Below are 13,329 nucleotides of genomic sequence, written 5' to 3'. Positions count from 1 at the left end.
TAAGCACCTTGGCCGCCACGTCGGGCGGTCACCACGATCGAATGTCCAAAACCACCCCACCGTTGGCGATGCCCGAGTCGACCGACGAGTCGTGGTCGCGGCCCGACGATCGTTTCATTCCGGTGCGGGCCTGCGACTTGGCCCACCGATTGGCCACCGATGCGGGGTTGTTCGGGCTCGAGTCAGATTCGGTCCACGAGTTCGCCGCCGCGCTGGAAGAGGTGATCGATCGCGAAACGGGCACGTTCGAGCGGCGGCTGGCAGATGCCTACGCCCGTTTCAATCCCGATCGCGACACGCAGCCCATCGTAGCCGACGAGCCTGCCACGGCCGACGAATACGAGTTGCTCTGCACGCAGCTGGCGTATCTGCTAGACAAGGCCAACTACGAGGAACTGAGCGACGTGGAAATCGCCCAGGCGGTGCTTCGCGCTGGATCGCGAAACCTGAGCGTGCGGGTCGACCCCACACGCGTCGAATTTTTGCGGTTGTGGGTGCGGGGCAGGGGGGAGACGACGAAGCTTGAGCGATGTCGGTGGAAGCCTTGGCAGAAGCAAAAGATCAACGTCCCGGTGTTCAAGCGGCTGATGGTCGTGGCGCGGCTGAAGGACGAGCCCTACGTGCGGCTCAAACTGTTCAAAGAGATTCCCGAGGCGGAGGTTGAAGCGTTGCTGCCGCACGCCGAAGTGACGATGAGCCTGTGGGACCGAATCAAGCTCCTGAGTACCGGCGCCGGCACACTCGGCGTCACGCTAAGTAAGGTGCTGAAGATCGCCATTGGCTTTGCGGCGCTCTGGAAGCTGGCCTGGATCCTACTGATCGGCGTTGCCACGCTTGGGGTGCGCAGCGCGCTGGGCTACCGCAACGCCCGCATGAATCGCGATTGGCAGCGGACGCGGCACTTGTACTTCCAGAACATGGGCAACAACGCCAGCGCCTTGCAGCTGCTGGTGGCCACGGTGAAGCAAGAGGAGTTCAAGGAAGTGCTGCTGGTGTACGTCCTGCGGCACGCCAGCGACACCAGAAACGACTCACGGCCACCAAACCCGCGCGAGCAAGTCGAGCAGTACCTCCGCGAGCAGTTTGATGTCGAAGTGGATTTCGACATCAACGACGCTGAAAGCAAACTCACGAATCTTGGGCTCGCCACCGAAGTACACCCGGCAGGAGTTCTACCGATCGACGAGGCCATCGAAGTGCTGCGACAATCCACCAGTGGCCAAAACCGCATAATCGAGTGGCAACCGGGACTTTGACTGAGCAAACTTGTGGGGAGGTGTGTCCGACGCCGATACTAAGGTCGTTTGTTTCTCATAGGATACACCCACCAAGGTAAAGATGAGTAAATCCGCTAAAGGTCGACAGAAGTTGAATCGTCCCATTGGGCTCGCGCTACCTGAAGTCCATCGCCTGAGACATGCAAGAACGCCAAGGCGGATCGTGAGTCGTGGGACTCGCTTGTTTACCTCCACGCCGGACGGGCTATTTGTGTGGGATGTGCTGTCAGGCAACCAGGTCTGTGCGATCAACGACCTCGATGAAGGATCGCATCAGGCGATCAGCGCTCTTGATGTTTCTCCTTGCGGACGGTGGATTGCGACCGGCGTAAGCGACCTCACGACGAAGGTATACGATGCCGAGTCGGGGGAGCGAAAGGCGCGACTTAGCAAACTCCGCAAGAGCATGTACAACTCCGCAGAACTCGTGCGATTCTCCCCCGCCGGAGATGTGCTGGCCTGCGCAATGGGGCGAAAGGTCGAACTCTACTCAGTTGCTGATTGGCAGCAGGTGGGCGAACTCAAGGGCCACACCAGCAAGGTTCACCTCATGGAGTTTGTCCCTGAATCGAATACTCTGATCACCTGTGGCGGCAAGTACATCAAGGTCTGGGACACGGCAAAGGGAGCGGAGGTCGCTTCGATTGCCGAGCACCAGAAATTGCTAGGCTCGTTGGCGGTGAGTCCGGACGGCAAGTTCTTCGTCAGCGGTGGCGAAGACAATCGATCGGTGGTTTGGTCCTTGCCCAATGCGACCAAACTAGCTGACTGTCGCGACCATGCCAGCTACGTCTTCCAACTTGCCATTTCGCTCGACGGCTCCCAAATCGCTTCGGGGGAGTACAAAGACCGGCTGTGCATTCGCGATCGGTCCACCGGCGAGCTAGTCGGCCCACCCCTCGAATACCCTGCGAGGAGTCTTGCTTACTCACCCTCGGGCCAACTCTTGGCCGTAGCAGGTTCCAAGACATCCACGCTAGTGAATGCCGCCGAGGGTGAAGTTGTTGCCCACCTGCCAGGAAGCCTCGATGTCCAATTTTCGGAAGATTCGAAGCTGGTTGCTATTTGCGACGAAAACGACGTCGTGCTCTTGGAAATAAACTCGTAACTCGGTTTCGTGTGCTACTGCCGGCTGCCGATCGAGCAGGCGATCGTTCTATTGCGGGGCAGGGGGGACGACAGCACTACGACTCAGCGGATGCTGGAGTGTTAGCATCCTTTTGATGCGTGTGCGTGTGACCTTCCATTCTTCCCGCCACATACGCCACGGCCAGGCCCAACAACAACGCGGCCGAGAGCTTCCAGCGGTCGTGGTGATGGAACTGCAACTCGGGCAGCAAGTCGCTGCCGGCGATGCACAGGAACACGCCGGCCGAGAACGCCAACGCAGCCGGCAGGGCAAACCACACGGGGCCCACTTCGGGCGAGAGACCCAGCAGGAACAAACCTGCACCAGCGGGGATCGCCAGCGAGAAAAGGGCGTTGACGATCGACCGCGCGGAGAGCGAGTAGCCGCTGCGGGCCATGAGCATGGCGATGGTCATCGCGTCGAACGGCTTGTGCAGGAAGATCACCAGAAAGGTGCCAAGGCCCGGCAGCGTGCCGCCGCCGTGCCCATGCGCGACGCTGGCCGCGAGCGCCACCCCGGCCAGCAGACTATGGAGCGTCAGCCCGATCGCTGCGCCGGTCCAGGTGATGTCATGCGCGTGGTCGGAATGGGGTTCGTGCGAACAGCCCGGGCCATGCACGTGGTCCTCGTCGTACACGTGCTCTTCGTCGGCCGGTGCTTCGTGGTGGTGGAAACAGAAGAACCGCTCGATGAAGAACATCGCCAGAAAGCCGATTACAAACCAAACCATCAGTCCGGTGATGGTCGTAGTCATGTCGCTGCCCGACTGTTCGAGCGCCGAAACCAGGGCGTGGGGCAGCATGTGCAGCACGGCCACGCCGAAAATGATACCGGCCACGAAGCTTACCGCCACTTCCATCCAACGGTGCGTGAGCTTCCACCATTCGGGGATCATCCCGCCCACCACTGAGGAGAGCAGAATCAGCACACAGTAGTAAACGAGGAATGCGGTGGACGACATGAGACCGATGGGCGCGTAGGCAAGCTGCAGGGAAGCGCGTTAGTATGGGCACTTTCGCTCCCAGTTACAACTGACCAACCACGAGTCCCCATGCGAGCCCTTGTACAACGTGTGAGCCAAGCCAGTGTTACCGTGGCGGGTGAAGTGACCGGTCAGATCGAGCAGGGGTTGCTGGTGCTGCTAGGCGTGGGGCACGACGACACGCCGAAGCAGGTAGCGTGGATGGCCGAAAAGCTCACCGGCCTGCGAATCTTCGACGACGCCGACGGTAAGATGAACTTGTCGCTCACCGACGTCGGCGGCGCGATGCTGGTCGTGAGCCAGTTTACGCTGTTCGGCGACTGCAAGAAGGGGAAGCGACCCAGCTTCATCAACGCCGCACCGCCCGAGTTGGCCGTGGAACTCTACGAGCAGTTTGTCACCGCTGTTCGCGAGCGTGGAATCGAGGTCGGCACCGGCAGGTTTCGCGAGCACATGGACGTCGCGCTGGTGAACGACGGGCCGGTGACGCTATGGATTGAGTCGCCGTAGCAGTTGCTTAGCGCGGTCCGAACCCGCCACTCGCGTTGTACACCGGCTCGGCGGTGCCGGGGTTGGGTTGCACGCGGTTGGGCGCGCCCGAGTTGGGCGAGAAGCCTCCGCCCGGTGGCGGGTATTCTCTGGGAGTGTACGGTTGTGGCTCCGTGAAAGGTTGCTCGAACGCCGGCGAGCGTCCCCATGGCGCAACCGGCGGAGTGGGTGACGATGCCGTTTCGGTGTTCGCTCGCGCATCGAATGTATCGAACGTCGGATCGGTCGCTTGTTCAGCGCTGCGAACGCGCTCGCGGACATCCTCGACCAACTCCTCCTGGACGTTGTGAATGCGTTGTACGTTGCCGGCTAGTTCCGGGTAGCGCGTTTCGAGGTAACTCATCACACTCGGCTCACCGGCCACCATGACGCCTACGATGACCAATTTGGCGTAGGTGCTGAAGTTGGCCCAACCGTTCTTGCTCCAGAACTTCAGCGCCGTGCCGAAGGAACGTTTGAGTCGCCAACTGCCACCTTTCCACTCGATGCTCCATAGTTCGTCGAGGCACAAGTGCGACATCGCACCAAAGAACACCCCGCCTGCTTTCAAGTAGCGGATCGGTGCGTTGCCGGCGGGTCCGCAAACCAGAAAGGCGAGTCCTGCGAAGATCAGCACGGCTGGAATGCTATGCCACATTCCTCGATGCACCGTGAAGCGTCCCAGCAGCGACGCGCCGCCGAAGCGTATGAGGAAATACAAACTAGCAGCGATCAGCACGATTCCGTCGTAGGACAAGTGGAATGCGTGAAAGCGATCCACTAGCAGCATCGGCACAATGCCGGCAGCGAAGCCGGTCGACTCGCGAATAGGGATGCCGGTGTCGCTATCCAAGTCGGGCAGCATGCCCGACACGCCGCACAGTCCTCCTGCGACGATTGCCGAATCGACATGGAAACCCATCGCGATCCCCATGCCGGCGTAGCCTACGCCGAGCACCGAGCTGGTGGTCACGTGTGTGCGAAAGTCGGCCATGGTGGATGCGCGCAAAAGGCGGTGAGCAGAATGCGCCGGAAGGATAGGTATCCTCTCGCGCCGAGACAATATCGCCTGACGCATCGCTATCACCGCTAGCATCTTGCAGGCGGAGCAACTGCCCTTCGCCATGCCGCAGTTGCCCGCTATACTTCCGCCCCGCCCACCTTCCCCACTTTGGGCCCCCTGCTGGCGTCGCTAGCGCGAGACGTGCTTACTACCTTTCTTGCCCGATCGAGTGGATCGACATGCAGACCTACGACCTATTGATGCTGGTAGTGTTGGCCGGCGCCACGCTGTTTGGTTTCGTCAAAGGCATGGCCTGGCAGGTGGCGTACCTGGCGTCGCTGGTGGTGAGCTACTTCGCTGCGGTGAAGTTCAGTCCGCAGCTTGCACCGGTGTTTGGCGAAACGGAGCCTTTTAACCGCTTCGCGGCCATGCTGGCGATCTACGTGGCAACGTCGCTCGCCATTTGGCTCATTTTCCGTGGCGTCGCCGGCGCGATCGATCGTGTGAAGCTCAACGAATTCGACCGCCAGATGGGCGCCCTGATTGGCTTCGCCCGGGGCGTGCTGTGGTGCATCGGAATCACGTTCTTTGCATCGATGCTACTCGAGTCGCAGCGGTCGGCAATTCTCAATTCCAAGGCCGGTCACTACATCGGGGTGCTGCTGGCCAAGAGCGACGCGGTGTTCCCGCCCGAGGTCCAGAAGGTCATCGGCCCGTACGTCGATCGCATCGAACAAGGGCTCGATCCCGACCAACCGGCAGGATCCGGATGGCCCGCATCAAGCGATTGGCCGGCGAGCGGGCAGGGGGGGCAGGGGACCAGTTGGCCGACCAGCAACCAGGGTTCGCAGCCCCCTGTGCAACCTGCCCCGAGGCCCCCTGCCAACGGAGGCGTAACGCCGTGGCCCACGTCTGGCGGTACCGGTTCGACGCCCAACTCCTGGCCCAGCACGGCCACGAATCCAACCCCCTGGCCGAACCAATAACAGGGCGGCTGGAAGCATCGCCGGCGCGCGTTCCGCGGCGCCAGCGCGCCGTGAAATCTCGCGATCGCTGCTACGCGCGCATCAGCTTCGCGCGAATCGTCGCTTTGAGATCTAACGTCCGTACCCAAGGGGATGAGCGTAAAACCCCGGGAAAAATGGATCCAAAACGAACATAACAGCGATTATCGGACGTTGCGTACCGGTGTGAAGAGCCTTCGCGCTTGCTGCAAGTAGGCCTTCAGGCGATACTCCTCTTGCCGAAGAGACGGCTTTCGGATTCCTAAATTCCAAACAGCTGCTGAGCGCTGGAAATGGATGAAACGCAGCTACGCAATGTTGTCTCCAAGTACTTGCTCCCAATGTTCCCGGGCTCTCGCCTTCTTTATGAGACCTTACCCACGAGTCGGAAAGTTGACTTAGCATCCTTTTCCGATCCCTGCACTATTGCGATCTCACTTTCGTTCACGCCGAGCTCTCGGCTGCTGGTGAACCGAAGCCAGGCATTCTCTCATTCAGACGTCGTATTCGCGTCTTGGTTTATGGCGGCTGTTTCCGAGATTTCGGAACTGCATTCGCGTGACTTCTTCGAAGCTCTCGTTGAGAACGCGGTTCCAAGTGCCATTTCTGGCTACCTCACGTCTCAGTTTCAACGCGCTCGACCAGCAGCCTTCCGAATAATTCGACAGCTTGAGAGCTGGGCCGCACAGACATACGAAGGGCAGCCGATAACCTGTGCAATCGGCATTGACTCACACGAAGAGAATGACCAGACACCAACGCTCGATCAGATCTGGGATCACGATTTTAGTGCGGTGTTGACTTCGGGTTTAGACACAGTTCTTGTTGCTACACAAGATCTAAACGTACTTTCATTTGATGCGCTCCCACCGCCAAAGTTCACGGGACTAGCCCCATACAGACTAATGCAGCTTGCTGAATGGACAGAACAAGGACGGATTCTGTTCAGTTTGAACCGCAATGGCGAGTTACTAATATTTAATCAAGGTAATCTGTCATTCGCAAAGCGGCGTGGACGTTGGTTTCACTTTCCTCATGAATCGATGGCTAGAAGATTAGGACGAATTGGTACGACGACGCTTCGAGAATCAGTCTATGAAACGTGTCTGGACGTTTCCTTTGCTAGGACGGGGGGATGTATCGCAATCATCAGCAGTAGTGCTGCATCTCGACTAGGGCAGATTATCCATGACGATGATTTGCTTAGCGCACCTGCAATCAAATCAAGGTGCCTCCAACAGATAATGCAACGGCCTTTTCCGGAGATGGATCGCAGACTGCGTCAAGAGCTGGTCGCGATTGACGGCGCGACAATCCTCGATCACACGGGCAACTTGCTCAGCGCAGGCGCAATTGTCGAAGTTCCACCAGGAAGCCACGCAGGGGCGCGTCGGGCAGCTGCGATTGCCCTAGCCAGATACGGACTTGCGGTTAAAATCTCCCACGATGGGGGAATTCTAGGTTTCGCGCGGGATCAAGATGGGATGCCGCCGCAGGTCACCTGCGAGCTCGGGTAAATGAACTGTGATAGTCAGTCGTTACTTGTACGCTCGATTCGGCGAAAAAATCTGCTGTTAAACAACGGACCTACGGCAGTTCGTCGTAAACAACCGTTCCTTCAGGGATCCACTTCTCGTCTCCAGCGACGAGTACTTTCCACTTGGCGGGCCCCTCGCGCAACCGCTGAAGTGTCTCGGTCACGTGGCGATGAGCGCGGCCGTTGCCGGAGACGATGACCGACAGATTGCCGGAAAAGAAAACGATGCGCGTCGAGTCGCCAGGCACGTGGTCCACGGCCGACTCGAGCACCGCCAGGAGCGGCTCGGCGTCGACCGAGCCCTGCCTCACCGCGGGCGCATTCGGGCCGAGGTCGATTGGCTGGTTGGGGATCGGCTCGACCAGATCGTGGACGTCGTACGCCAGCGTGTAGACTTCGTTGTAACGCCAAGCCCGGTCGCCGGAGTGGTAGCCGTGCCGAAAGGCGGCTATCCAGACCGCCGCCGTGGTGATCAGCAGCAAGAGAAACGCAACGGAGTATCGGACCGCCTGATTTTGCTTCATATTCGCCAGCCTCGTCGCGGGTGCCGATGGGTCACACGGTGGTCGCTTCCTCCAGGAACATACCGATCTTGCGGAACTTGTCGTACCGCTGGGCGAGCAGCTCTTCGGCGGGCAGCTCCGCCAGTTCGCGGAGCGTCTTCACCAGGTACATCTTCAGTCGAGCGGCCATCTGGTAGTGGTCGCGATGCGCCCCACCGGTCGGCTCCTCGATCACGTCGTCGATGGCGCCGAGCCGCTCCAGGTGGCGCGAAGTGAGCTTCAGCGCCTTGGCGGCGTTCTCGGCGTAGTCGTGGCTCTTCCACAAGATGCCGGCGCAGCCTTCGGGGCTGATGACCGAGTAATAGGAGAACTCCAGCACGGCCACGCGGTCGCCCACGCCGATGCCCAGCGCGCCGCCGGAGCCACCTTCGCCGATCACCACGCAGATGATGGGCGTCTCGAGCCGCGACATCTCCAACATGCTCTCCGCGATCACTTGCGCCTGACCACGCTCCTCGGCGCCGATGCCCGGGTACGCGCCCGGCGTGTCGATCATGCAGATGATCGGCAGCCCGTACTTGGCGGCCTTCTTCATCTTGAGCATCGCCTTGCGATAGCCTTCGGGGTGCGCGCAACCGAAGTAGCACTCGTTGCGTTCTTTGAGTGTCTTGCCTTTGTGATGGCCGACCATCATCACCTTGAACTCGTCGATCTTGGCAAAGCCGGTGCGCAGCGCGCGGTCGTCGCCAAAGAACTTATCGCCGTGTAGTTCGACGAACTCGTCGCAGATCAAGTCGATGTAGTCCGTGAACATCGGTCGATCGGGATGACGGGCAACGCGGACGGTCTGCCATTCGTCGAGGTTGGTGTAGACTTCGCGCGTTTTGTCGAGCAACGCCTTGCGCGCTGCACGCAGTTCGTCGCGTACGCTGGCCGAGTCCTGGTCGTCGGCTTCCAGTTGATAGATGCGTTCCTGCAATTCGCGCAGGGGAGATTCGAAGTCGAGTTGGTACGATGTGTTCGCCATTAGGTGGTGCGATGGCTATTCGCCATCCGTGTTGTGGTGCGTAGATTGGTTGAGTCGAATCGGAAGGGTCTTAAGCCTCTTCCTCTTCGCGCTTTTCTTTGGGTGGTTTGGGTGGTGCGTAGAACAGTTGTATGCCGCGTAGTTCCATTTGCACGTCTTTCATGCTCGGCGGCCGCTCCGCAGGGTCTTTTGCCATCAGGCGTTTGACGAACGCGGCGAACTCGGGCGTGATGTTCTTGTCGACCACGGTCAGGTCGGGCGGCTTCGACTTCAGGTGCTTGCTGAGCAATTCCTGGAACGAGTTGGCCGTGAACGGCGGCTTGCCGTTGAATAGTTCGAACGCCACGCAGCCCAAGCTGTAGATGTCGGCCCGGGCGTCCACGTGCTGGCCGCGGATTTGTTCCGGCGCCATGTAGCTGTGGGTGCCCTGCACTCCCGCCTTGCCGGCGAACATCTTGCTGAGCCCGGTCTTTACTTTGCGCGCCAAGTTGAAGTCGATCAGGCGGACTTCGCTGTCGTCGGCGACCAGGAAGTTATCCGGCTTGACGTCGCGATGCACCCAACCAACTTTGTGCATGTGCGCCAGTCCCGACGCGCAGTTGACCAGAATCTCCTTAGCTCTGCACTTCACGTCGTACGGATTGCCGACGATCTGCTGCTTGAGGTTAGGAGTCTTGAAGAACTCCAGCAGCATGTAGGCGCCGTTGTTGGTGGTGTTGAATTCGTAGGTCTTGATGATCTCGGGGTGATCCAGCGTCTTGCCCACGGCGAACTCGTGTCGCAGTTCGCCCAACGCCTGGCGGGTGTATTTCTCCCCCGGAGGCAGCCATTTCATGGCGAACAGTTTGTTCTCGGACATCGGGCGCACGGCCCAGATTTGATACACGCCGCCGGCGCGAATCAGGTGAAACATCCGATAGTTGCCTACAAATTCACTGCCTGCCGACACGCTTGACCTTTGCCGCTGAACCGTAATGATGACGCACGGGGCGTTTGCCGCCTTGCGCAGGAATGCCCCTAACAGTTTATCCAGCCACTCCTACCGGATAAAGTGCGCTTCTTTTCCCCTGCCGTTGGCCGCAGGCCGGCAGCAATCGCCCCTTGCCAAGAGGCTCCTGATGAAACAGACACTTGCGGTGCTGTGGGCCGGGCCCAATTCGCTGATTGGCCTGGTGCTGGGATTGGCCACGCTGGCAACCGGCGGCCGGGCTCAGGTGCGTCGCGGCGTGTTGGAGTTCTACGGCGGATTCTCCAGTTGGCTGCTGAGTCGGCTCTCGCCGGAGGGCATTCTCGCGATGACGCTCGGGCACACGATTTTGGGGCTTTCGCCCGCCGCGCTCGACATCGCCCGCGACCACGAACATGTCCACGTGCGGCAATACCAGCAGTGGGGACCACTATTCTTGCCGGCGTACGCGTGGTGCTCGCTGGTCGCCTGGTGGACCGGACGCCGAGCCTACCGCGACAACTATTTCGAGCGCGAAGCGTACGGCGACGAGTGCTGAAGCACATCTCAGCGTCTGCGGAGCACCGTCGCACTCCCGCGGTGGCGGCCCGTGGACTAGAATCGGCGGTTCCCCCCTCACCCCCCTGCCCCGCTTGTGTTGCATGGCGTACGTCTACTTTGCCATTGTCTGTCTGGTCTTCGGCTCGAACTTCAAGCTGATGGACAACGCCACGCAGGTGTTCGGGCCGCTCACCATCGCGATCGGGCGTTTGTGGGGTGGCACATTGGTTCTGCTGCCGGTGCTACTGGCAAAACGCGAGTCGCTCAAAGTCGATCGCACTACCCTGGGCCGCATCTTGTTTGTGGCGGTGGTGGGAAACGCCTACCCATTCTTTATCCAGCCCTGGATTCTCTCACACGGCGCCGATCATAGTTTCCTGGCCGTGTTCGTGCCGATGACTCCGCTGCTGACCATTGCCGCTGCGGTGCCGATGCTTGGTGTCCGCCCCACCTGGCAGCAGTCGGTGGGCGTGGTGGTTGGTTTTGCTCTCTTGGTAGGCATCGTGCTGCACGACTCCGAGTCGCACAACTTTCCCGACTGGCTAGTACCGATCGCGATGACCGTTCCCTTGGCTTATGCGATTGCCAATGTTTACCTGCGGCGCAATCTACGTGGGGTCTCGTCCTTGGTTACCTCGACGCTGCTGTTGCTTTCCGCCGGAGTATTGCTCGCCCCCGGCGCGGCGCACGAAATCGCCACTCGGTCAATCGAGGCCGACGCAGCCCAATGGCGAACGGCCATCATGTCCATGTTGATCCTCGGACCGATCGGGACCGGCTTGTGTATCTACTTGTTTGTGAACCTGGTGCAGGATCGCGGACCCTTGTTCGCCGGCATGGTCACCTACGTGGTGCCGCCGGTCGCATTGGCGTGGGGCTTTGCCGACGGCGAAGCCATTACCGCCCTTCAGTTGGTAGGCATCGCCGGCATCCTGGCGATGGTCGCCCTGGTGCAGTCGAGTCAAGCAAATTACGCTACTTCAGAGTAGCCTCCCCCAGTCCCAAATACCTGGCCCCCAACTCCTAGCCCCCACACATCCATGCATCCCTGGATTGCGAAGCGTACCGAATACGTCGACAGCAGCGGCATCCGCAAAGTGTTCGACCTGGCGGCCAAGTTGGAGAATCCGATCAACCTTTCGATCGGCCAACCCGACTTCGCCGTACCCGACGAGATCAAGCAGGCGGCCACCGACGCGATCAACGACGACAAGAACGGCTACAGTCTCACTCAGGGCGTGCCGGCGTTGCGCGAGCGATTGCAGGCCGAAGTCGACGCGCGGTACGGTCACGATGATCGCCGCGTGCTGGTGAGTTCCGGAACGTCGGGCGCGCTAGTGCTCGCGTTGATGGCGATGGTCGACCCTGGCGACGAGGTCATTTGCCTCGACCCTTACTTCGTGATGTACCCTGCCCTGGTTGGCATGGTGGGCGGCAAGGTCGTGAAGGTCGATACCTACCCCGATTTCCACATCGACTTGGCCAAAGTCGAAGCGGCCATCACGCCCAAGACCAAGGCCATCCTTTTCAACAGCCCGGCGAACCCCACCGGCGCACTGGCCACTGCCGACGAAGCACGCGGCCTGGCCGAGCTGGCCGCCAAGCACAACGTGGCGATCATCTCCGATGAGATCTACCGCCAGTTTTGCTACGACGGCGACCTGGTGAGCCCCGCGGAGTACAACGATCAGACGATCGTGGTCGACGGCTTCAGCAAGACGTACGGTGTCACCGGCTGGCGGTTGGGGTTCATGCACGGGCCGAGCGAGATCATTGAAAAGATGACCATGCTGCAGCAGTACACGTTTGTCTGCGCGCCGCAGCCGCTGCAGTGGGCCATGCTGGCTGCGATGGACGTCGACATGCTGCCGTACGTCGATACCTACCGCCTGCGCCGCGACATGGTGGTCAATGGATTACGCGACGCCGGCTACGAAGTGGCGCAGCCGGGCGGTGCGTTTTACGTTTTCCCTAAAGCCCCCTGGGGCACCGGCAGCGAGTTCGTCGCCGAGGCCATCGCCCGCGAGCTGCTGATCATCCCCGGCAATATCTTTAGCCAGCGCGACACCCACTTCCGCATCTCCTACGCGGCGAGCGAGGAGACCATCGAACGCGGGCTGGCGGTACTGCGGGATTTGGCCACGCGATAGCGGTAGCCACTGTTGCGATTGCGCATTCCCCCCTGCAGGGTGCCGTGCGCAGCTACACCAGCTAGTCGTTTTCTCCTACTTCAATTCCTCACAATCCTCTGCCACAATGACCGGCGGTGGCGATTTGTGTTTCCGACCTTTTCTTCAAGGAGCAGACGATGAAAAAACGATTCATGAGTCTCGCGTTGGTTCTCGGTGTGGCTGCCCTCGGCGCCTGGGCCGTGGCGGCGGACGAGAAGACGGCGGAGTCCGAGCCCTGGTTCGATATGGAAGGTTGCACCTGCTGTAAGCACCTGGGCGACAACATGGACATGTTGATGGAAGTACAGTGGGAGAACCACTTGATTAAGAACGGCGGCATCATGACCGCCGCGGTGCCCGAGAAGCACAAGAAGCGTTGGGATGCGGTCTGCAAGACGATGGAAGATTCGATGACGGAAATGGCCAGCGAAGGAAAGGATCTGCCGCTGTGCAATTTCTGCAAGTCGTACGGCGCGTTGATGGAGGCCGGAGCCAACATGGAAGACGTCGAAACCGGCTTTGGCAGTGTCACGCTCATTACCTCCGACGATCCGGAAGTGGTGAAGCTGATTCACAAGCACTTCAAGCGAACGCAGGAAGAGAGCAAGAAGTTCGAAGAGATGATGAAGCTGCAGCAGCAATAGTGCCGCTTTGTGTCTCG

General features: G+C 60.1%; 14 protein-coding genes. 9 read left to right on the top strand and 5 right to left on the bottom strand.

What is annotated here, in order from left to right; all coding sequences use genetic code 11:
* The first annotated feature begins 41 nt into the window (after positions 1-41).
* Entirely contained in the window at positions 42-1,256 is a 1,215-nt protein-coding gene (locus ACQK2L_RS14590) for a DUF3754 domain-containing protein (RefSeq protein ID WP_425397758.1), read from the top strand.
* Between the two features lie 184 nt (positions 1,257-1,440).
* Positions 1,441-2,385: a WD40 repeat domain-containing protein gene (locus tag ACQK2L_RS14585; protein ID WP_425397757.1), complete on the top strand. Its 945-nt coding sequence runs from the start codon at positions 1,441-1,443 to the stop codon at positions 2,383-2,385.
* A 76-nt stretch (positions 2,386-2,461) separates the two neighbouring features.
* Here the strand turns inward: ACQK2L_RS14585 and ACQK2L_RS14580 are convergent, their stop codons facing one another.
* A complete protein-coding gene (locus ACQK2L_RS14580) occupies positions 2,462-3,367 on the bottom strand; it encodes a ZIP family metal transporter (RefSeq protein WP_425397756.1) in 906 nt (301 codons plus the stop codon).
* A 90-nt stretch (positions 3,368-3,457) separates the two neighbouring features.
* On the opposite strand from ACQK2L_RS14580, the gene dtd reads away from it, so the two are divergent.
* Positions 3,458-3,898 (top strand): D-aminoacyl-tRNA deacylase, encoded by a 441-nt coding sequence (dtd, locus tag ACQK2L_RS14575; protein ID WP_425397755.1) that lies wholly within the window; start codon positions 3,458-3,460, stop codon positions 3,896-3,898.
* 7 nt (positions 3,899-3,905) lie between these two features.
* Here the strand turns inward: dtd and ACQK2L_RS14570 are convergent, their stop codons facing one another.
* Positions 3,906-4,910 carry a metal-dependent hydrolase gene (locus ACQK2L_RS14570; protein ID WP_425397754.1) on the bottom strand — a complete coding sequence of 335 codons (1,005 nt, stop codon included), beginning with the start codon at positions 4,908-4,910 and terminating at the stop codon, positions 3,906-3,908.
* Positions 4,911-5,158: 248 nt separating this feature from the next.
* On the opposite strand from ACQK2L_RS14570, the gene ACQK2L_RS14565 reads away from it, so the two are divergent.
* Together ACQK2L_RS14565 and ACQK2L_RS14560 are read left to right on the top strand one after the other, a co-directional pair.
* Complete coding sequence (locus ACQK2L_RS14565) at positions 5,159-5,905, top strand: CvpA family protein (RefSeq protein ID WP_425397753.1); 747 nt, start codon at positions 5,159-5,161, stop codon at positions 5,903-5,905.
* Positions 5,906-6,216: 311 nt separating this feature from the next.
* Positions 6,217-7,440, top strand: a complete 1,224-nt coding sequence (locus ACQK2L_RS14560) for a hypothetical protein (protein WP_425397752.1) — start codon at positions 6,217-6,219, stop codon at positions 7,438-7,440.
* 70 nt (positions 7,441-7,510) lie between these two features.
* Here ACQK2L_RS14560 and ACQK2L_RS14555 read toward each other — a convergent pair whose 3' ends face one another.
* The 3 genes from ACQK2L_RS14555 to ACQK2L_RS14545 form a co-directional block, all read right to left on the bottom strand.
* Positions 7,511-7,984: a hypothetical protein gene (locus ACQK2L_RS14555; RefSeq protein WP_425397751.1), complete on the bottom strand. Its 474-nt coding sequence runs from the start codon at positions 7,982-7,984 to the stop codon at positions 7,511-7,513.
* Positions 7,985-8,015: 31 nt separating this feature from the next.
* Positions 8,016-8,990, bottom strand: coding sequence for an acetyl-CoA carboxylase carboxyltransferase subunit alpha (locus ACQK2L_RS14550; RefSeq protein WP_425397750.1), 975 nt, complete (start codon positions 8,988-8,990; stop codon positions 8,016-8,018).
* Positions 8,991-9,060: 70 nt separating this feature from the next.
* The gene (locus ACQK2L_RS14545) at positions 9,061-9,903 is read right to left on the bottom strand and encodes a serine/threonine protein kinase (protein WP_425397749.1); all 843 of its coding nucleotides are present in this window, start codon (positions 9,901-9,903) and stop codon (positions 9,061-9,063) included.
* 205 nt (positions 9,904-10,108) lie between these two features.
* Between ACQK2L_RS14545 and ACQK2L_RS14540 the strand changes: the two genes are divergently transcribed.
* From ACQK2L_RS14540 to ACQK2L_RS14525, 4 genes are all read left to right on the top strand, one after another.
* Positions 10,109-10,495, top strand: a complete 387-nt coding sequence (locus ACQK2L_RS14540) for a hypothetical protein (protein ID WP_425397748.1) — start codon at positions 10,109-10,111, stop codon at positions 10,493-10,495.
* A gap of 103 nt (positions 10,496-10,598) precedes the next feature.
* Entirely contained in the window at positions 10,599-11,486 is an 888-nt protein-coding gene (locus ACQK2L_RS14535) for a DMT family transporter (RefSeq protein ID WP_425397747.1), read from the top strand.
* 51 nt (positions 11,487-11,537) lie between these two features.
* Positions 11,538-12,647 (top strand): pyridoxal phosphate-dependent aminotransferase, encoded by a 1,110-nt coding sequence (locus ACQK2L_RS14530; protein ID WP_425397746.1) that lies wholly within the window; start codon positions 11,538-11,540, stop codon positions 12,645-12,647.
* 158 nt (positions 12,648-12,805) lie between these two features.
* The gene (locus tag ACQK2L_RS14525) at positions 12,806-13,312 is read left to right on the top strand and encodes a hypothetical protein (RefSeq protein WP_425397745.1); all 507 of its coding nucleotides are present in this window, start codon (positions 12,806-12,808) and stop codon (positions 13,310-13,312) included.
* Positions 13,313-13,329 lie beyond the last annotated feature (17 nt).

It is taken from the genome of Aeoliella sp., assembly GCF_965227375.1.
In the GTDB taxonomy this organism is placed as follows: domain Bacteria; phylum Planctomycetota; class Planctomycetia; order Pirellulales; family Lacipirellulaceae; genus Aeoliella.
This window is presented reverse-complemented; position numbering and strand designations above follow the sequence as displayed.

Coding starts and splice junctions, on each gene's coding strand:
- ACQK2L_RS14565 (WP_425397753.1), top strand. CDS start 5,159: ATGCAGACCTACGACCTATTGATGCTGGTAGTGTTGGCCGGCGCCACG.
- ACQK2L_RS14555 (WP_425397751.1), bottom strand. CDS start 7,984: ATGAAGCAAAATCAGGCGGTCCGATACTCCGTTGCGTTTCTCTTGCTG.
- dtd (WP_425397755.1), top strand. CDS start 3,458: ATGCGAGCCCTTGTACAACGTGTGAGCCAAGCCAGTGTTACCGTGGCG.
- ACQK2L_RS14545 (WP_425397749.1), bottom strand. CDS start 9,903: ATGTTTCACCTGATTCGCGCCGGCGGCGTGTATCAAATCTGGGCCGTG.
- ACQK2L_RS14570 (WP_425397754.1), bottom strand. CDS start 4,910: ATGGCCGACTTTCGCACACACGTGACCACCAGCTCGGTGCTCGGCGTA.
- ACQK2L_RS14590 (WP_425397758.1), top strand. CDS start 42: ATGTCCAAAACCACCCCACCGTTGGCGATGCCCGAGTCGACCGACGAG.
- ACQK2L_RS14535 (WP_425397747.1), top strand. CDS start 10,599: ATGGCGTACGTCTACTTTGCCATTGTCTGTCTGGTCTTCGGCTCGAAC.
- ACQK2L_RS14525 (WP_425397745.1), top strand. CDS start 12,806: ATGAAAAAACGATTCATGAGTCTCGCGTTGGTTCTCGGTGTGGCTGCC.
- ACQK2L_RS14560 (WP_425397752.1), top strand. CDS start 6,217: ATGGATGAAACGCAGCTACGCAATGTTGTCTCCAAGTACTTGCTCCCA.
- ACQK2L_RS14530 (WP_425397746.1), top strand. CDS start 11,538: ATGCATCCCTGGATTGCGAAGCGTACCGAATACGTCGACAGCAGCGGC.
- ACQK2L_RS14550 (WP_425397750.1), bottom strand. CDS start 8,990: ATGGCGAACACATCGTACCAACTCGACTTCGAATCTCCCCTGCGCGAA.
- ACQK2L_RS14580 (WP_425397756.1), bottom strand. CDS start 3,367: ATGTCGTCCACCGCATTCCTCGTTTACTACTGTGTGCTGATTCTGCTC.
- ACQK2L_RS14540 (WP_425397748.1), top strand. CDS start 10,109: ATGAAACAGACACTTGCGGTGCTGTGGGCCGGGCCCAATTCGCTGATT.